General features: G+C 70.4%; 12 protein-coding genes, 1 pseudogene and 1 riboswitch. Of the genes and pseudogenes, 10 read left to right on the top strand and 3 right to left on the bottom strand.

Features of this window, described 5'->3' with window-relative positions; all coding sequences use genetic code 11:
* Positions 1-48: 48 nt before the first annotated feature.
* The 8 genes from ACGFI2_RS14180 to ACGFI2_RS14145 all read left to right on the top strand — a co-directional run bounded on the left by ACGFI2_RS14180 (position 49) and on the right by ACGFI2_RS14145 (position 9,758).
* Positions 49-1,986, top strand: coding sequence for a TOMM precursor leader peptide-binding protein (locus ACGFI2_RS14180; protein WP_393515889.1), 1,938 nt, complete (start codon positions 49-51; stop codon positions 1,984-1,986).
* The gene (locus ACGFI2_RS14175) at positions 1,980-3,920 is read left to right on the top strand and encodes a TOMM precursor leader peptide-binding protein (protein WP_393515886.1); all 1,941 of its coding nucleotides are present in this window, start codon (positions 1,980-1,982) and stop codon (positions 3,918-3,920) included. Before ACGFI2_RS14180 ends, ACGFI2_RS14175 begins: the two co-directional genes overlap by 7 nt.
* A gap of 49 nt (positions 3,921-3,969) precedes the next feature.
* On the top strand, positions 3,970-4,698 hold the full coding sequence (locus tag ACGFI2_RS14170) for an SDR family NAD(P)-dependent oxidoreductase (protein WP_393515883.1): 729 nt from the start codon (positions 3,970-3,972) through the stop codon (positions 4,696-4,698).
* Entirely contained in the window at positions 4,688-6,322 is a 1,635-nt protein-coding gene (locus ACGFI2_RS14165; protein WP_393515880.1) for a hypothetical protein, read from the top strand. Before ACGFI2_RS14170 ends, ACGFI2_RS14165 begins: the two co-directional genes overlap by 11 nt.
* Positions 6,319-7,092, top strand: coding sequence for a PIG-L family deacetylase (locus ACGFI2_RS14160; protein ID WP_393515877.1), 774 nt, complete (start codon positions 6,319-6,321; stop codon positions 7,090-7,092). Before ACGFI2_RS14165 ends, ACGFI2_RS14160 begins: the two co-directional genes overlap by 4 nt.
* Positions 7,089-8,423 carry a glycosyltransferase gene (locus ACGFI2_RS14155; protein ID WP_393515874.1) on the top strand — a complete coding sequence of 445 codons (1,335 nt, stop codon included), beginning with the start codon at positions 7,089-7,091 and terminating at the stop codon, positions 8,421-8,423. The genes ACGFI2_RS14160 and ACGFI2_RS14155 overlap by 4 nt, the downstream gene beginning before the upstream one ends.
* Positions 8,423-9,349 carry a TauD/TfdA family dioxygenase gene (locus ACGFI2_RS14150; RefSeq protein WP_393515872.1) on the top strand — a complete coding sequence of 309 codons (927 nt, stop codon included), beginning with the start codon at positions 8,423-8,425 and terminating at the stop codon, positions 9,347-9,349. Before ACGFI2_RS14155 ends, ACGFI2_RS14150 begins: the two co-directional genes overlap by 1 nt.
* 178 nt (positions 9,350-9,527) lie before the next feature.
* The gene (locus tag ACGFI2_RS14145) at positions 9,528-9,758 is read left to right on the top strand and encodes a hypothetical protein (protein ID WP_393515870.1); all 231 of its coding nucleotides are present in this window, start codon (positions 9,528-9,530) and stop codon (positions 9,756-9,758) included.
* A gap of 268 nt (positions 9,759-10,026) precedes the next feature.
* On the opposite strand, the pseudogene ACGFI2_RS14140 reads toward ACGFI2_RS14145, so the two are convergent.
* Positions 10,027-10,358 (bottom strand): annotated as a pseudogene (locus ACGFI2_RS14140) (acyl-CoA dehydrogenase); the annotation flags it as partial.
* Between the two features lie 125 nt (positions 10,359-10,483).
* Here ACGFI2_RS14140 and ACGFI2_RS14135 point away from each other — a divergent pair.
* Both ACGFI2_RS14135 and ACGFI2_RS14130 read left to right on the top strand, forming a co-directional pair.
* Positions 10,484-10,894, top strand: coding sequence for a peptidase inhibitor family I36 protein (locus tag ACGFI2_RS14135; protein ID WP_393515868.1), 411 nt, complete (start codon positions 10,484-10,486; stop codon positions 10,892-10,894).
* Positions 10,895-11,550: 656 nt separating this feature from the next.
* Positions 11,551-11,666: riboswitch (SAM riboswitch) on the top strand.
* A 12-nt stretch (positions 11,667-11,678) separates the two neighbouring features.
* Complete coding sequence (locus ACGFI2_RS14130; protein ID WP_393515866.1) at positions 11,679-12,311, top strand: GNAT family N-acetyltransferase; 633 nt, start codon at positions 11,679-11,681, stop codon at positions 12,309-12,311.
* Positions 12,312-12,704: 393 nt separating this feature from the next.
* Here ACGFI2_RS14130 and ACGFI2_RS14125 read toward each other — a convergent pair whose 3' ends face one another.
* The gene (locus tag ACGFI2_RS14125; RefSeq protein ID WP_393515864.1) at positions 12,705-13,751 is read right to left on the bottom strand and encodes a LacI family DNA-binding transcriptional regulator; all 1,047 of its coding nucleotides are present in this window, start codon (positions 13,749-13,751) and stop codon (positions 12,705-12,707) included.
* A gap of 117 nt (positions 13,752-13,868) precedes the next feature.
* Positions 13,869-16,352 carry an alpha/beta hydrolase-fold protein gene (locus tag ACGFI2_RS14120; RefSeq protein ID WP_393515861.1) on the bottom strand — a complete coding sequence of 828 codons (2,484 nt, stop codon included), beginning with the start codon at positions 16,350-16,352 and terminating at the stop codon, positions 13,869-13,871.
* Between the last annotated feature and the right edge of the window lie 137 nt (positions 16,353-16,489).

Below are 16,489 nucleotides of genomic sequence, written 5' to 3'. Positions count from 1 at the left end.
TCCGGAAATGATCGAGCGGATTCCGTCGAGTGGCAGGAAGGACGGCAAGTGAGGCCCAAGTTGCGGGAGGACTGCGTCTACGTCGCGGTCGAGGACGGCGTCTACCTGGAGACGGCGACCGGGCAGCTGCTGCTGCCGGGTGAGGTGACCTTCCATCTGCTGGACCGGATCGCACCGTACCTGGACGGCGAACGCACCCTGGCCTCGCTCACCGAACCGCTGCCCGGCCCGGCGCGCACCGCGGTGGTCACCCTGATCGAGGCGCTCTCCGCAGGGGGCATGGTGCGGGACGTCGACTTGGACCTGCCGCACCAGCTCACCCCGCCCGAGCTGGAACGGTACGCCGAAGAGATCGCCTTCGTGGAGGTGGACGACGGGTCCGGTGCCCACCGTTTCGAGCGGTTCCGGGCCGGGCGGGTCCTGGTTGTCGGCGAGGGTCCCCTGCTGGTCGCCGTACTGGACACGCTCTGGCGGATCGGGCTGCGGACAGTCAGCGTCGCGGTGAGCGATCCAGCCGGTGCCGCCGAGGTGGAGGCGGCGCTGCGCGAGACGCTGGCCCAGGACCCGACGCGCGGGGTCGACGTGGTCGACGCGAGCCTCTGGTCCGCCGCAGGGGCACCGGCACCGGAGGCGTTGTCCGGGTACGACGGCGTGATCCACTGTGCCTCCTCGCCGATGCTCGGCCGGGCGGCGCTGGTCAGCCGGGCCGCCGGGCTGGCAAAAGTTCCGGTACTGCATGCGGTCGTCACCGCAGGCACGGCGTGGATCGGCCCGATCGGCCCTGACCCGGTCCGGGAGTGCTGGGAGTGCGGTTGGCTACGCATGCTCGGGTCGATGGACGCCGCCGACGCCACCTGGTCGGCGCATCAGCTCGTCGACCGGCCGGATGCGCCGGCGGAGCGTTACCTGTCGCGGCCACTGATCGGCCTGATCGCCGCGATGACGGCGTTCGGCCACTTCCGCACCGCTACCGGGACGGGGCTGGACGGGGAGCGCGCCGAGCTGGTCCGGTTGGACCTGCGGACGGCCGAGTCGGACGTGCATCGGTTTCTGCCGCACCCGCTGTGCCCGAGCCACCGGCTCGTGCCTCCGGTGTGGACCGCGCCGCTCGACGCCGCTGCCGGGCACCGCGACACCCCGGGCTCCGAGGCGTTGTCCCAGGCCGTGGTCGAGGTGGCCGACGATCGCCTCGGCCCGTTGCTCGGGCTCACCGAGGGCTCGTACCCGCAGTTGCCGCTCCGGGTGGTCGAGGCGACCTTCGCCGACGCCTGCGCGGCGGGTGCCGGCCCGATCCGGGTCGTCGGCGCTGCCGACACCGACGAGGATGCGCGGCGGAGGGCGGTCGTGCTCGCCTGCGAATTGGCCACGGATCGGCTCGCGGCGCATCCGTCCGTCGCGGCGGGTAGGCCCGCGGCCGGTGGAGCCGGCACGCGGGTCGCCGTCGGTGCCGGGTCGAGCTGGCCGGAGGCGGTCGGCCGGGCGTTGCTGCGGCATTGCCACCAGCTCACCGTAGCCTCTCCCGAGCGGCCGATGTCCGCCGATCCGCCGCTGCGGACAGCGATCCCGCTCGTGGCGTCGACTGCCCTTCCGCTCGCATCTGCGGCGCTGTTGCTCGACAACTCGCTGGCCACCGTCGACCTGTCGTCGGCGTCCAGGGTGAGCACGGTCGGCGTCTTGCGCCGAGGGAAGCTTCTGGCCAGCGCATCCGCGCTGATCGAGCCGGTGGCGTCGCGCACCGCCCTGGAGACCGCCGTGCTCCGCCTTCAGGGCGTCAACGCCGCCGCCGCCGACATCCCGCCAGATCTCGACCCGGCCGGCGAAGGCGACGCCGTCTGGGCGCGGGCGCTGCCGGACCTGGTGGCCTACCTCGCCGAGCGGGGATGGCGGGCCACCGTCGCCAGGATCGATGTCGACCCGGCGCTGACCCGCCTGGTGCCCTACCTCGTCGCAGCCGACCTTGCACCCCTCGAAGAGACCCCGTGCTGACCGGTCGGTTCGCCGGTCCCGTGCTGGTCACCGGCTCGGGCGCCCTCGCGGCCGAGATCCGCGCCGCGCTGCGCCGGTCGGTGCCGGACCGCGACGAACACCAGACCGCGGACGTGACCGTCCAGGTGGCCGTCGGAGTTGACCTCGCCGACCCGGACCTCAACCATCGCGCGGCGCGCCAAGGTCCGCCACTGCTCGCCGTCCGGGTCGTCGCGGACGCCGTCGAGATCGGCCCACTGGTCGTACCGGGTGAGCCGGGCTGTCTGGAGTGCGTACGGCAGCGGGCTGACGGAGCACGGAGGGCTGCCACGGCGACGGCGCGGAAAGTCTCGTCGGCCCGCGACCAACTTCGCCGGCCCGGGCTCCCGTCCTGGGTGCTGGCCGGGGTCGGCGCGCTCGTCGCAGACGAGGTGGGCACGCTAGCGGTGCCCGCCGCCGACCAGCCACGCAGTCGACGGACACTGCTACGGGTCGCCACCGCGTCGTTGAGAACAAGTCGGCACCGCTTCCTGCCGGTGGCCACGTGCCCGACCTGCGGCGGTCTACCCGAGGACACTGCGACGGCGGTGGTGTTCCCCACCCGGCCGAACCCGAAAGCCGACCCCCTCGGGTTCCGGGTCGGGCCGATCTGTGACGCCGAGTTGCTCGACCGCTTCGTCGACGAACGCACGGGCCTGGTGGCCGGCGTCGAGCTGCATCTCGGCGGCGAGACGCCGGTGAGCGCGGCCCGGGTCAGCCCGGTGTGTGATGCCGACACCGCCGGCTACGGGCGCACCCTGAACCGGACGACGAGCGTAACGGTGTCGATCCTGGAAGGGCTGGAACGGCGAGCCGGTCTGCAACCCGGCGGAAAGCGCACGGTCACGCGGTCCAGTTTCTCGGATCTCGCCCCCGGCACCGCGGTCGACCCGGTCTCGCTCGGCCTGCCGACCTGGCCGCCGCCGGAACGAAACGGCTACGTCGACTACACCCCGGACACGCCGATGAACTGGGTGTACGGGTACTCGTTCGAGCGCCGGGCGCCGGTGCTGCTGCCCGAGTCCTACGCCTACTACGGAGTCCACGGGGAACGGCGATTCGCGTTCGAGTGCTCCAACGGGTGCGCGCTGGGTGGCAGCCTGGAAGAGGCGGTGCTGCACGGCATCTTCGAAATCGCCGAACGGGACGCGTTCCTGGCGACCTGGTACGCCCGGCTGCCGGCACCCCGGGTCGACCCACGTACCGCCACCGACGTGACCGTACGGCTGCTGGTGGACCGGATGGAGCGGGTCGGCCTGGCCGTGCACGTCTTCGACACCACCATGCCGGAGGGTGTCCCTGCGTGGTGGGTGATGCTGGTGAACGAGGACGGCCACCCGGAGCATCCGATGGTCTACTGCGGGGCGGGGGCGGGCCTCGACCCTGAGGCGGCGCTCCGCTCCGCGCTGTTCGAGGCCGTCAACGGCATCGGTTTCATGCGGCGTCAGCTTCATACCCCGGAGGCGGTCGAGCGGGCGCACGCGATGCTCGCCGCCCCTGACCTGGTGGAGTCGATGGAGGACCACGCCCTGCTCTACGCCCTCCCCGAGGCATGGCCACGGTTCGAGTTCCTCTACCGCGATGCCGAGATCCGCAGTGTCGCGGAGGCGTTCCCGCCGGCTGAGCGGTACGTCCCCAGCTCCGACCTGACCGACGACCTCCGCCACCTGGTCGACCGCTACCTGCGGTCGGGCCTCGACGTCGTCGGGGTGGACACCACCCCGACGGAGCTTCGCTCCGCTGGTCTGCACGCGGCGAAGGTCGTCATCCCCGGCACCTTTCCGATGACCTTCGGGCACCGGCACCGGCGTGCCGAGACACTGCCCCGGCTGCGCACCGCACCGGTGCGGCTCGGGCACCGCGCCGAGCCGCTGCCCGACGAGGAGGTGAATCCCCATCCACACCCGTTCCCATGAGCATGTTCACGATCCAGGAAATGGCCACGATGCGAGGTCCGGCCGTCCGGTGCTGGTCACCGGGGCGTCGCGGGGCATCGGTGCGGCCATCGCGCGCAGGTTCGCCGCCGCCGGTGACCGGGTGGCCGTCCACCACAGCGGTACCGACGGACGGGCCGCGAAGCTCCGCGCCGACCTGCCGGGTGCCGGGCACGTGTTGGTCGAGGCCGACCTGCGCGACGCCGACGCGACGCTGCGCATGGTGGACGAGGCGGCCGACGCGCTGGGCGGTCTCGCTGTGCTGGTGAACAATGCCGGCGTCTTCGGTCCCCATCCGATCCACGAGACCGGCTATCACGACTGGCGACATGCCTGGCGGGAGACGCTCGACGTCAACCTGCTGGGGCCGGTCAACGTGACCTGGGCGGCCGTACGGCACCTGCCGGTGGGTGGCCGGATCGTCAACGTCACGTCGGTGAGCGCGTTCCGGGGTGAGTGGTCCGCGTCCGCGTACGCGGCAAGCAAGGCGGGGTTGAACTCGTTCACCCAGTCGATGGCGGTGGCGCTGGGTCTCCGGGGGATAGCAGTGGCGGCGGTGGCCCCAGGATGGGTGGAGACGGACATGACCCGCGACGTCCTCGACTCGCCGGCGGGCCCGGTCATGCGTTCCCGCAGCCCGTTCGACCGGGTCGGACGGCCGACGGAGATCGCCGATGCGGTGCACTACCTGGCCTCGCCCGCTGCCGAGTGGTGCAGCGGCGCCGTACTCGATCTCAACGGTGCCTCCCATGCCCGATGACCTCCTGGGGCTCCGGGTGCAGGACGGGACCGGGGCGGTGGACGGCCGGGACGGCGGCGTGCCGGTGCGCGGTGCCGCCGCCCGCGCCTACGTCACGCTGCCACGCACCGGCACCTCCGGGCTCGCCCGCGACCGGCGGCACAAGCAGCATCCGGACGGCGCCGTCGTCGAGTTGCCCTGGCCCGCAACCGTGCCAGGGCCGCGCGGGGGCGATCCCGACTCCATGTCGGTGGTCGCCTCGGTCGCCGCGTCCTACGCGCCCACCCGCTACCACTACTTCACGGGCCGGTCCTGCGCCGTGCTGGACGGTCGGCCCGTCGCTGGGGGCCAGGGATATCCACCGGTCAGCGGCGTCGCCCGAGCGGTGCCGTCCGGCGGCGGCTTCCACCCGACCGAGCTGTACGCGGCGGTCGCCGGAGACGACTCGCTGCCCGGCGGGCTGTACCACTACGACGCGACACATCACCTGCTGGAGATCCTGGCCACCGGTGATCCGCGCGGCCTGCTCGGGTCGGCCCTCGGCCACGAGCCCGCTGGCGTGGTGTTCCTGATCTCCTGCCGGCTGTGGAAGAACAGCGCGAAGTACGGCAGCTTCGGCTACCGGCTCGGTGTCATCGACAGCGGCGTACTGCTCGGGATGGTACTGAGGGCAATCCCTGCTCCGGTCCCGGCGGCGGTCCGGTTCACCTTCGACAGCGACCTGCTGGACACGGCATTCGGCCTCGATCCCGAGCTCGAATCGAGCTATGCGCTGGTCGAGGCCGAGGTCGCCGCCGTACCGGCGGTGGCCGGCTGTCCGCCGCCGGCCGTCACCCGGTCGACCGGCCTGGCAGCCGACCGCGACCTGCTCCGGCTCGCGCATCCGGCGGTGCTGCGGCTGCACAGGGTGAGCCGGCCCGCCGCCGGGAACGCCCGGGTGCCGTCCGAGGCCACCCCGCCGTCGGTCGTCCCGATGGCGTCCGGGGTCACCCTGCCATCGGTCGTCCCCTTGCCCGGGCCGCTCCCGGTGGACCTCCGGCAGGGCGTCGCGGTCCGGCGGTCCGCCGTACGGCTCATCCCGGCGCCGCTGTCCCAGGCCGAGTTCGGCACCCTGCTGTGGCATCTGTTCACCGGATACGACAGCGACCTGGGCGGCACCGCCGGGCGGTGCGGACATCTCAGTGCGTACTGCGCGGTGGAACGGGTCGAAGATGTCGAGCCAGGCATCTACGCATACGACCCGTACGCCCACCGTCTCGTCTCCGGCGATCGTCGCGGCGACATCCGCGAATCGATCGGCGCGGTCCGGGTGGAAGGGGAGAGCAGCAGTCTCCGGCCGGCCGCGGCGAGCATCTTCCTCTACGGCGACCTCGGCGCCGGTCTCGACGCGGTCGGCGACGTCTGGTACCGCATCCAGGGCATGATGGCTGGCATCGCGGTGCAGCAGGCCGCCCTCGCGGCGTCCGCGACCGGGCTGGCATGCCGGCCGTCCTTCGGATACCGCAAGGAGCCGGCGGCGCGGTTGCTCGGCGTGCCCGCCGACCACCACGACCTGATGCACATCGTGGTGGGGCGGGGCGCACCGCTGGGCGGCGTGGTCGACATCAGACTCGGCCCTGGCACCGGACCCGGAGGTGCGCCATGACCTCCCGCGTACTCGGCCCGGCCGACATCGTCGCCCTGACCGACCTGCTCGGTCCCGACGGCGTGCTCGTGGTGTCGCCTCATCTCGATGACGCCATGCTCTCCACCACCGGACTGCTCACCAGGTTGGGTCGGCCCACCGTCGTCGCGACGGTTTTCGCCGGGTCGCCGGACCAGGCGCGATCGGTGAGTGACTGGGACCGGTACTGCGGCTTCGACGACGCCTCGGGTGCGGCCCGGGTCCGGGCCGAGGAGGACCGGATCGCCTGCGCCGTGCTGGGCGCGACGGCGCTGCACCTGACCGGCGTGGACGGCGCGTACGGCGGAGGTGGGGGGGGTCTCGACGAACTGCGCGCGGTGCTGGCCGGGCTCCCAGACGGCACGACGGTGCTGCTGCCCGCCGGCATCGGAGGCCACCAGGACCATGTCCGGGTACGGAACGACGGGCTGCGCTGGCTGACCGGGCGTACCCGGGTCGGTGTCCAGCTCTACGCCGATCTGCCGTACGCCGCCGCTCTGTGGCACTGGGGGGCCGAGGGCAGCGAGCGGGTGCTGGGCGATCGGCACGCGCTGCGGACGATCGCGATGCTCGACGATCCGCCGGCCGAGGCGGTGCTGCGGTGGGTCCGGCTCAGCGGTGCCGAGTGGGCGGTCAAGCGGCGCGCCGTCTGGGCGTACGCGTCGCAGCTCGCGCCGTTGAGCGTGACCGCGCGAGGCTTGATGAGCTGCCCCGGGCCGTTGCAGACCGAGGCCGTCTGGCGGATCCGATGAGATCTGCCGGCGAGAATCTGGGCACCGGGGATGACATCCGCGCCCTGTGCCACCGGTATCCCGGCCGGCTGGCCGCCGCTGTCGCGGACACCCTGGTCGTCGCGGCGGACCCGCGGGCGCGCTCGGCCAGCCCGACCTACTGGGACCAGGCGCAACGGTGGCGGGCCGAGGTCACGGCGGAGGTCCGGGCCCTGGCCGGTGGGCCAGCCCGGACGCTGGCCGAGCAACTGATCGAGGCGCCCGACTCGGCGCGGACGTACTTCCGCCTGCGCGACGCGCTCACCCGGCTGGCCGCCCGGCCCGACGCCGACGCCGGCGCCGGGTCGCTCTTCCGGGCGGCCTGGCGGGCCGAGGGCATGTCGCGAATCGGCTACCACGTCGGACGGCGCTACCGGGACACCGGTGGCGAGGTGGCTTGGGAGGCGCTGTTGCCGGCGCCACAGGACGCGCGTCCGCCGGCCTCCGCGCAGCCGGACGACACGGCCCCGCCGGTCCACCCGATCGCCGCCCGGTCGCCGAGCCCGCCCACCGTGCTGGTTGTGGTGCCGTTCCGGGACGGCCGCGCCGAGGCGGTCCGGCTCCGCAACGCGCTGGCCTGCCTGCGAGGGCTGGCCGACCAGGCGCTGCCCCGGCACCGCTACCACGTGACGGTCGTCGAGTCGGACAGCCAACCTCGTTGGCGCGAGGCGGTGAGCCCGCTCGCGGACACCTACCTCTTCGCGCACAAGGACGGCCCGTTCAACAAGGCGTGGGCCGTGAACGTCGGCGTGCACAACAGCCCCGTTCGGAGCGACCTGGTCTGTGTCCTGGACGCAGACATCCTCGTGGACCGCCAGTTCCTGCCACGCAACGCCGCGCGGTTTCTGCACGCCGGAGTCGGTGCGCTGCTTCCGTACCGAGATGCCCTTTATCTTGATCCAGCAGCAAGCGGGCACGCCATCGCGCGGCGCTGCCTGCACGCGACGCCCTCGGCCGAACGGGAGTCGCTGCGGGGCTTCTTGCTCCGGTCCCCCTCCGGCGGCTGTGTCTGGCTGCGTACCGAACTGTTCCGCCGGGTTGGTGGCCTGGACGAACGTTTCGAAGGGTGGGGCGGCGAGGACGACGACTTTGCGATCAGGCTCGGGTTATGGGCCGCGCTGGAGCGGTACTCCGACACGCTGCTGCACCTGTACCACCCGCCCGCCAGGGCCGAGATCCGCGACGGCGTGCCGACGAACGGGCCGTCACGTGGGCAGTACTGGCCGACCCTGGAGGTCGGTGTCATCGATCGGTACGCGCCCGGAGCCGACGCCGCCCGACCAGACGCCCCGAATATCGAGGAGCACGGCTGATGGAAATCGTGACCGACCTTCGCGAGCCGGATCAGGTGCTGGGGCGGGTCGCCGACCACGGGGCGGTGCTACTGCGGCCGGCCGGCCGCTTCTCCCGCGCCGAGTTCGTCGCACTCGGCGACGCGCTGATGCGGCCACGCTCGCACGGCGCCGCGTTGGCGGAAGCCCGGGAGTTCGTGGCCGGTGACGCGACGACGACCACCGTGACGACGGGCCGGCAGGGGATCCCCCTGCACCGCGAGGCGTCATATGTGCCCGGGTCTCCCTCGCTGCTCATGTTCTACTGCGAACGCCCTGCGGCCGAGGGCGGCGAGACGACGGTCTGTGACGGCGTCCAGCTCCTGGCGGCCCTGCCTCAGGCGATCCGGGAGTTCGTCACCAGAGCCGAGATCCGCTGGCAACTCGACATGCCGGACGGTAGTTGGCAGGAGATGTGCGGTGCGGACGACCCGGCGGCGGCGATCGCCGCGATCGCCGGATACGCGCCGTTTCTGATGCCCTGGGAGTCGGTGACCGCCGATGCGGTGGGACGGACCGTGCGGGTGCGTCTGTCGACCCGGTGCGTCACGCCGGCGCTCTTCGACAATCTTCCGGCGTTCTGCAATTCCGTCCTCGTCCAGACCGGCCGCCGGAGCAGCGCCGCCGATCACGGGCGGCGGCTGGAGCTGCGGATGGCCGACGGCGCACCGTTCCCCGTCGAGGTGCTCAGCGCCGTCGCGTTGGTCGCCGAGGAACTCACCGTGCCGGTGCCGTGGCAGCCGGGAGACGTCGTCATCGTGAACAACACGCGCGTGATGCACGGCCGACGCGGCTTCGCTGATCCGGCCCGGCGGATCCTGGTCCGGATGGGCTACCTCACGCCCGGGTCGGTCGACCGATGGTGGCGCGAGCCGGCCGCCCTGGACCGCGTGCCGCCGGTCCGCTGATCGAGCAGGATGCCGGGGGTGCGAGAGCCGATGCCGGTATCTTACCCGTCCGTTGCCTGGCTGGGCCGATCATGTGATCAATACGGTTGAGGCAGCCGCGCGGCGGATCCGCCACCCAGATCGTAGTCGACAACGGCGGTTCACATTGGACGCGGACCCACCTCACGAAGGGGCCAGAATGAAGGTACGGGAAGACTTTGAGGCGGTCGTCCGGGATCTGTCCGGGCTGGACCTGAATGGGTTCCAGATCGATCCGCAGCGGCCGGAGCTGACGCTGACCACGCTCTCCATGTCGCCGGGAGTAAGCCTCGTGGATCCATCGCTGACCACGAAGAGCTGCACGCTGGCTTGTGGCGGTCAGGGCTGCAACTGCGTCTGTGACTCCGTCTGTCATGTGCACGAAGGCTGATCTCACCTGGCGGGTTCGCTGGGCGACCGTTCGCCCGGCCGGTCCTGAGGGCTGCCTGCGCGGCCGGGGCGCGGCGAGGACACCGGACCCCGACCTGGCAGTCCACCTCACCGCCTGACATACGGGGGGTTGTCCGGTCTGCCCGAACGGCGGGTCAGCCGTCCGGGCGCGGGCAGCGCGCCGGCCTCCGGGGGTGTGGTGTGATGCGCCCTGCCCCGGAGGCCGGCGTCCACAAGGCAGACGTTGCGGTGGCCAGTGGTCGTGCCGATGCCGGAACTGCCTGCGGGTCACCGGTGGCGTCATGGGCTGCCATGGTCTCCTGCCGGCGGGGTTCCTCGCGCAGGATGGCGCAGTGCAGCCACTCCTCCGGGATGGCGAAACCGGCCACGAGCGTCCGCATGTGCGGGCGCAGCTCCTCGAGCAGACCGTTCACCACGGCGGTTATCACGTTCGAGCGGGCCGGCGTGAGCGTCCGTGCTCCAGGAACCACCCCTTGTGGGCCTCGAGAACGCCGAGCGCGGACAAGTCGCAGACCCGGGAGAGCAGCGCCCGGACCGCCGGGTCGGCGGTGTCCCCGATGCCGGCGACGAACGCCTCCAGGGGTCGAAGGGACGGTCCTTCTTCGTGATCGCCTGACTTTCCGAAGTCCGAACACCGTTCGCTCATCGACCCGCGAACGACCCACCCAGGCCAGGACCACCGGCCGCACCCTCAAGGAGAAAGCCATGTCCCGCTCGACCGGCTCCACTGTCCCCCGACGCCGCAGGTGGTCTGCACTGTTCGCCGTCGGCGCCGCTACGGCGGCCATCGTCGGCACCGCCGCACCCGCGGCAGCCGGCCCGGTGAACAGCGCTGCCGCCGCCCCGTGTCCGTTCAGCGCGACGCTGTGCCTGTTCGACCAGACGTCGTTCGGCGGTGCGCGGTTCGCCGTCAAGTCGTTGGTCCCCGGAGGCATGTGTGTCAGCCTGAACGACAGCGGTTGGGGAAACCGGGCACGCTCGGCGATCAACACCGCCGGCCGCAGCGCGGCCCTGTTCTCCAACGACGATTGCCTCGGCGACCCGTTCCAGGTAGCGCCGAACGCCAGTCTGTCGGACCTGGGTAGCTTCAGGCCGCAGAGCGTCTGGGTGTCGTAGCCATTCCCGTGACCCGGCCCCTGCGGTCGCGGTGCGCGCCGCCAACGCCGTGATCCCTGGCCGATGTTCCTGGTCACGCCCTCAGTGTTGCTATGCCGGTAGCGGCGCGGGATCTCGCGCCGCTACCGGCCTGTTCCGGCGCCTCGTCGCGGCGGCCCGACCTGGACCCACTTCCTGAGCGCGCCGAAAGCCCATCAGCACAGCCTCGACCGGCACGCCCGCAGCGCCCGCTGGTCCGCCCGCGACCGCCCTGGCGGACGCGCAATCCTCTACCACCGCCACGTCGGCTCCGTCCTCGCCCGCGACTGGTCAAGCCGGATGGACCAAATGTTCATCGGCGCCGTCGCCGTCAGCGCCGAGGCGACCACTCTCCGCCGCCCTGACCCTGCGGCTACTACTACCGACGGCACGAAACCCGTAGTCGTCAACTACACGGGACCGCCTGCGGTCAAATCCGACTATCTGGGCGCCGCAGTCAACCCGGTGCCTTGGCCGCCACGCACCTCAGTTCCAGCACCGAGGGAAGGCCGTCCCTTGCTTGGCCGTGAGCGCGAAGCCTGATTCGCAGCTCACGAAGTTGCCCGTCCACACCGGCCCGGCGCAGGACCGCAGCGGGGAAGTAACGACGTCGGCCGTGGTGCTACGGTCACCTGCAAGGTCATGAGCGCCAGCGCAGAGCCCCGGCTTGCTGGCCGGCAACCCTCCGTTCGCGGGCGGGGTGCTCCGGGTGAAGACCAGGCTCGGCACGAGCGATGTCGAGCAAGCCGCGAAATAGGAGGTCCATATGGCGGCTGTCCCTTCCTCCCACCAGCACACGGCAGCCGAACAGCTCGGGCCGGGTGGTCCACTGAGACTGCACCTCGCCGACGTTGACGTCGCTGGGCAGATCGCACTGCTGCACGCCGAAAGCTGGCGCCGACACTACCGAGGCGCCTACGCCGATTGCTTCCTCGACGGTGACGTCGCCGCCGACCGTCGCGCCGTCTGGACTGCCCGCTTGGCCACCCCGACCAACTGCCAAACCGTGGTGGCCGAGGACAACGACCGGCTGGTCGGCTTCATCCACGTCGTGTTCGATCACGACCAGCAATGGGGCAGCCTCGTCGATAACCTGCACGTTGCCAACGACCGCCACCGGACCGGCGTCGGAACCGCCCTCCTGGCGCACGCCGCCCGAGCCGTCATCGAACACGCGAGAGCCGCCGGAATGTATCTGTGGGTCCTTGAGCAGAACACGGCGGCGCAACAGTTCTACCGCGCCCGCGGAGCTCGCCACGTCGAAACGGCAGCAGTATCGCCGCCAGGCGCAGACCCATCCCGGCTCAACGGCAGCCCTCGCAAGCTCCGCATGGCATGGCCAGACGCCGCCGCAAGCGATCTCGACGCCGAACTCAAACATCGACCTCAGGCACGCTGAATCCAAAATCCGAAAGGTAGGTCTGGACGGTATCCGCAGCGATCGTCCAGACCTACCTTTCGGAGCGCTGGTCAGCGGCCCGCCGTCCGCAGTCCGCAGCTGGACAGGACAACGGCCGTCGAGGTAGTGCGAGAGCACCGCGAAGTTCGGGTAGTTCATGTTCGGGTACCGGCCGGGCGAATCGCCGCCGGGCGAGGCGTCGATGCTGATCGGCCGGGTGCCGTCGTTGCCGTTCATCGCCGAGTGGAGGGCCTGCTCGAAACTCTCGGAGTCATCGGTGAAGTTCGGCTCGTTGATCTGGCTCCACCGGACGACCGCCGGGGTGTGCCAGTCACAGCAGTACGCCGACGGGCGCCACCGTAGCAATTGCGCAACCGGTGTGGCAGGACGGCCTCAGCGCAGCGTCGACTGCCTCGGGATCAGTTCGAAGTCGACGACTATCCTCCGGGGCGCCGGCTGTTCCTCTCGCGGCACACCGTCGAACTGGAGTTGGATCCGCTCTTCCAGCAGGGCGACTGCCTGGTGTGCGATCACGTCGCGTCCGGGGTCGATGGTGCTCAGCGGAGGTCGGGAGTAGTTCGCTTCGTCGATGTTGTCGAAGCCGATCAGCAGGACGTCCTCGGGAACCCGTAGGCCGCGGTCCTGAAAGGCGGCGAGCGCACCCAGCGCGAGTGTGTCGGCGAACGCCACGACCGCGTCGGGCTTGACGCCGCTGTCAAGGATGCGAGCGATCGTCGTGGCGCCGGTGGAGTGGAAATAGTCGGGTACACCGATGATCGCGCGTGGGTCGACGTCGAACCCTCGTGACTGGAGGGCGTCCCGGAAGCCCTGGAACCGCAGCGTTCCGCTGCTCGGCGATGGGTCGTCCTTAACTCCCAGGGGAACTACCGTGGTCGCACCCCGGCCCAGGACGTGCTCGGTCGCCGCACGTGCTCCCTCGACGTTGCTCATCGTGACGTGGTCGAGGCCGCCATCGAACACCCGCTCGCCCAGGAGCACGAGGGGGAAGTCGACGTCGAACAGCGGGAGGTCTTTCTGGCCCAGCGCGAGCGGGGAGTACAGCACGCCGTCGAAGCGTGACCGGTAGCTGCCGTCCAGTACCCGCAACTCGCGGTCGCGCTCAGCGTCGGTCTGCTCGATGAAGACGGTCAGGCCTCGCCTGGATGCCTCTCGCATGACGGCGTCCGCAAGTTCGGCGAAGTACACAACGCGCAGCGACGGCAGCACCAAAGCGATCGCCCCGGTCCGGCCTCTGCTCAGGTTCCGCGCCGACACATTCACGTGGTAGCCCAGCTCACGGATCGCGTCGTCCACCCGCTCGCGGGTTTCCGGACGCACGTACTGATAGCCGTTGAGGATGTTGGACACCGTCTTGATCGACACCCCGGCGAGTCGGGCGACGTCGCGCATCGTCGCCGACCTGTTGGTCTTGCGTGCCACAGCCCCTCCCGCCGCTCGTCGATTCGTCGGCCAGGGTATAAGACTGCACCATTCACAACCCCAGGACGCAGCGGCCGGCCCGCCCGATCCGGGGCGCGCCGGCCGCGTGACGCGAGGTCAGTTGATGGTCAGGGCGATGGCGTGAACGGAGCCGCGGACCGGGTCGATCTGCAACTCGTAGGCACCTGGGGCTAGCCCGGTGGTGTCCCAGTGGAAGATGTACTCGTTTCTTGCGGCGCTGTAGCGTGCGGTGTTGTCCGCCCTCTTCTGCACAGGTGTGGCCGGAACGCGGTTGCCGGCCACACCGTCGGTCTTCTTCACGAGGTAGAGGCGCGGCCGCGCGTCGGTGACCGTCTCGCCGTCTGCGTCGGTCACGGTGAACTTGACCGGCACGGGGTGTCCGGCTTTGACGATGTCGGAGCCGTCGCCGGCCAGCGGTGGCCGCACCCCGCCGAACCGGTACTCGGGCGCGAAAATCCGCGGCACGAAGTCGATCAGATTCGCCATCCAGATGTCGAAGCCATGCGGTCCGACCCAGGTGCCGGCGTACTCGTATTCGATGCCCTGGGAGGTCAGCCACTGCATCGTGTTCTGGGTGAACGTGTACGTGAAGTCGACGTCACCGGAGTACAGCCTTGCCAGCTTGGTGCTTTCGTTGACCGCCTGGACGTCGACGGTGGGGTAGGAGAGCAGGCCCCCCGAGAAGGCACCGATGTAGGCGAACTCGCTCGGGTGGCTGAGCCAGGCGCCGAGGGTGTTCATGGCTCCCCACGACAGACCGGCGAGCGCCTGCTCATCCGGATCAGTCGAGATGTTGTACTTCTCCGCCGCGGTTGGCCTCACGTGCCGGCTGAGGTCGGTCCAGAAGTCGACGCCGTTCTGGTCGGGCATGACCACAACCATCGGCACCATTGTCCCGTTGAGGTAGCTGTTGTCGAGAATCTGCTTGGCACGCCCGGTTTCGAGCCAGCTGCCGTAGTTCTGGCCCCCGCCGTGGTACAGGTACAGCACGGGGTAGGCAGCTTCGCGGTCAGCATCGTAGCCTGGCGGCGTCCAGACGTACGCGTAGCGCTCTGCGCCCTGGCCTCCGTCGTAGGTCATCAGCGAGACCGTGCCGCCCCTGCCTTCGGGGACATCGGCCAGCATCGCATCGGACTTACCCGGCACGAAAAGCTGCGACTCCATCACGTGGGTGTTGACGGTGTCGGCCGGGTCCTTCATGTCGACGCCGTCGACCACGTACCGGTAGTAGTAGTAGCCGTCGAGCGGTCCGATCGTCATTCGCCAGCGGCCGTCGGGCTGCTTGTTCATCGGGATCCGGAACCATTGGCCATTCGGAGCCCAGTTGCCCCAGATCGTGACGTCCTTGGCGCCAGCCCACTGGGTGCCGGTCTCGAACGTGACGATCCCGTGCGGGTCGATGTGCGGGGTCGTGATCGACCCGGCCCCAGGGGGCTCGTACGGCCGGGTCAGCGCGCGGTGTCCCTTGCTGGCGCCGTGGCGGACGACCTTCTGTCCGAAGAGCCGAGCGGCGAAGTCTCGCAGGTTCTCCCGCCACGCGTCCCAGGTGGCGCCGTCGTCGGGGTTGACGCCGTCGAACTCGAACTTCACTCCGGACTTTTTCAGGTCCACCAGCAGGTCGTAGTTGTCGTTGTAGGACGGATCGAGCGTGTTGCCGACGTATACCCGGAGCAGTTTGGTGCCCTTGTTGATCGCCTTGGCCTCCGCCCTGGTGATCGGGCCGTCGACAGAGCCGGAGAAGGAGCCGACGTAGGCGAATGCGCCGGGATCGCTGCGGAGGATGCTAATCGCCTGATCGGCACCCGTGGCGACACCGGCCAGCGCCTGACTCTTGGGCCTCGACGAGATGTTGTAGCCGGCCCGTGCTGCGGGGACGATGGCGTTGAGCAGCTCGGCGCGGGGGTCGGCGGAATTGACGTCAGCCATTACGACCACCATCGGCTTGGCGTCCCCGCCTGCGACCAGGTTGTCGAGGATCTGCTTCGCCCGGCCGAGTTCAAGCCACTCACGAGCGGTCTGACCCTCGCTGCTCAGCAGGTACAGGACCGGGTACGCCTCGGCCCGGGCGGAGTCGTAGCCGGGCGGCGTCCACACCAAGGCGGTGCGGCCCTCCGCCGCCGCTGCGCTCGGGTAGGACAGTTCCTCCACCGTCCCGCCCGCAGCGATGTCGTCCATCCACGCGACCGACTCACCCGGCACGAAGAAGGTGTTCCAGTTTGGCTTCGACGTCACCGCCACCGGGCTGCCAGGCTGGCGGAAGGACACCTTCGACCTGTCCTGCATGGTCGCGGTGTACTGGTAGTAGTACAGCCCGGGCTCGAGCGGACCGACGTTCGCGGCGTAGTCCGAGCCGCTCGGGTCGAGCGCGAGCGCCGACCAGGTGCCGCTCGGGCCGATGTTCGCCTCCAGTTCGAGCGTTGCCGGCGTTCCGCCGACGATGCTGCTGGCCTGCGACTGCGGCACCTTGAAGTAGTGATAGACGTCGTCGCTCGAATGCCACGTGTCGGTCGCGGCAGCCGCCGGGGCGGCCGCGATGACTGACGCCACCACCAAAGCCGCGGCTGCGACAAGGCTGGTCATTCGGGGGCCACTGCTGTGTGACATCGCGTTGCTGCTCCTCTCAGAGGGCGGTTCGGAGTGTTAGGTCCGTTTCTGGGTGAGGGTGAATACTCCGGGTTCGTCTTCGGTGAGGACGTGGCGGTTGACCATGCGTTTCA

Source organism: Micromonospora sp. NPDC049282 (assembly GCF_043197045.1).
Classification (GTDB): domain Bacteria; phylum Actinomycetota; class Actinomycetes; order Mycobacteriales; family Micromonosporaceae; genus Micromonospora.
The sequence above is the reverse complement of the archived record's forward strand: the minus strand, read 5'-3'. Positions and strand labels throughout refer to the sequence as shown.

Coding starts and splice junctions, on each gene's coding strand:
- ACGFI2_RS14120 (WP_393515861.1), bottom strand. CDS start 16,352: ATGACCAGCCTTGTCGCAGCCGCGGCTTTGGTGGTGGCGTCAGTCATC.
- ACGFI2_RS14155 (WP_393515874.1), top strand. CDS start 7,089: ATGAGATCTGCCGGCGAGAATCTGGGCACCGGGGATGACATCCGCGCC.
- ACGFI2_RS14135 (WP_393515868.1), top strand. CDS start 10,484: ATGTCCCGCTCGACCGGCTCCACTGTCCCCCGACGCCGCAGGTGGTCT.
- ACGFI2_RS14150 (WP_393515872.1), top strand. CDS start 8,423: ATGGAAATCGTGACCGACCTTCGCGAGCCGGATCAGGTGCTGGGGCGG.
- ACGFI2_RS14130 (WP_393515866.1), top strand. CDS start 11,679: ATGGCGGCTGTCCCTTCCTCCCACCAGCACACGGCAGCCGAACAGCTC.
- ACGFI2_RS14145 (WP_393515870.1), top strand. CDS start 9,528: ATGAAGGTACGGGAAGACTTTGAGGCGGTCGTCCGGGATCTGTCCGGG.
- ACGFI2_RS14160 (WP_393515877.1), top strand. CDS start 6,319: ATGACCTCCCGCGTACTCGGCCCGGCCGACATCGTCGCCCTGACCGAC.
- ACGFI2_RS14165 (WP_393515880.1), top strand. CDS start 4,688: ATGCCCGATGACCTCCTGGGGCTCCGGGTGCAGGACGGGACCGGGGCG.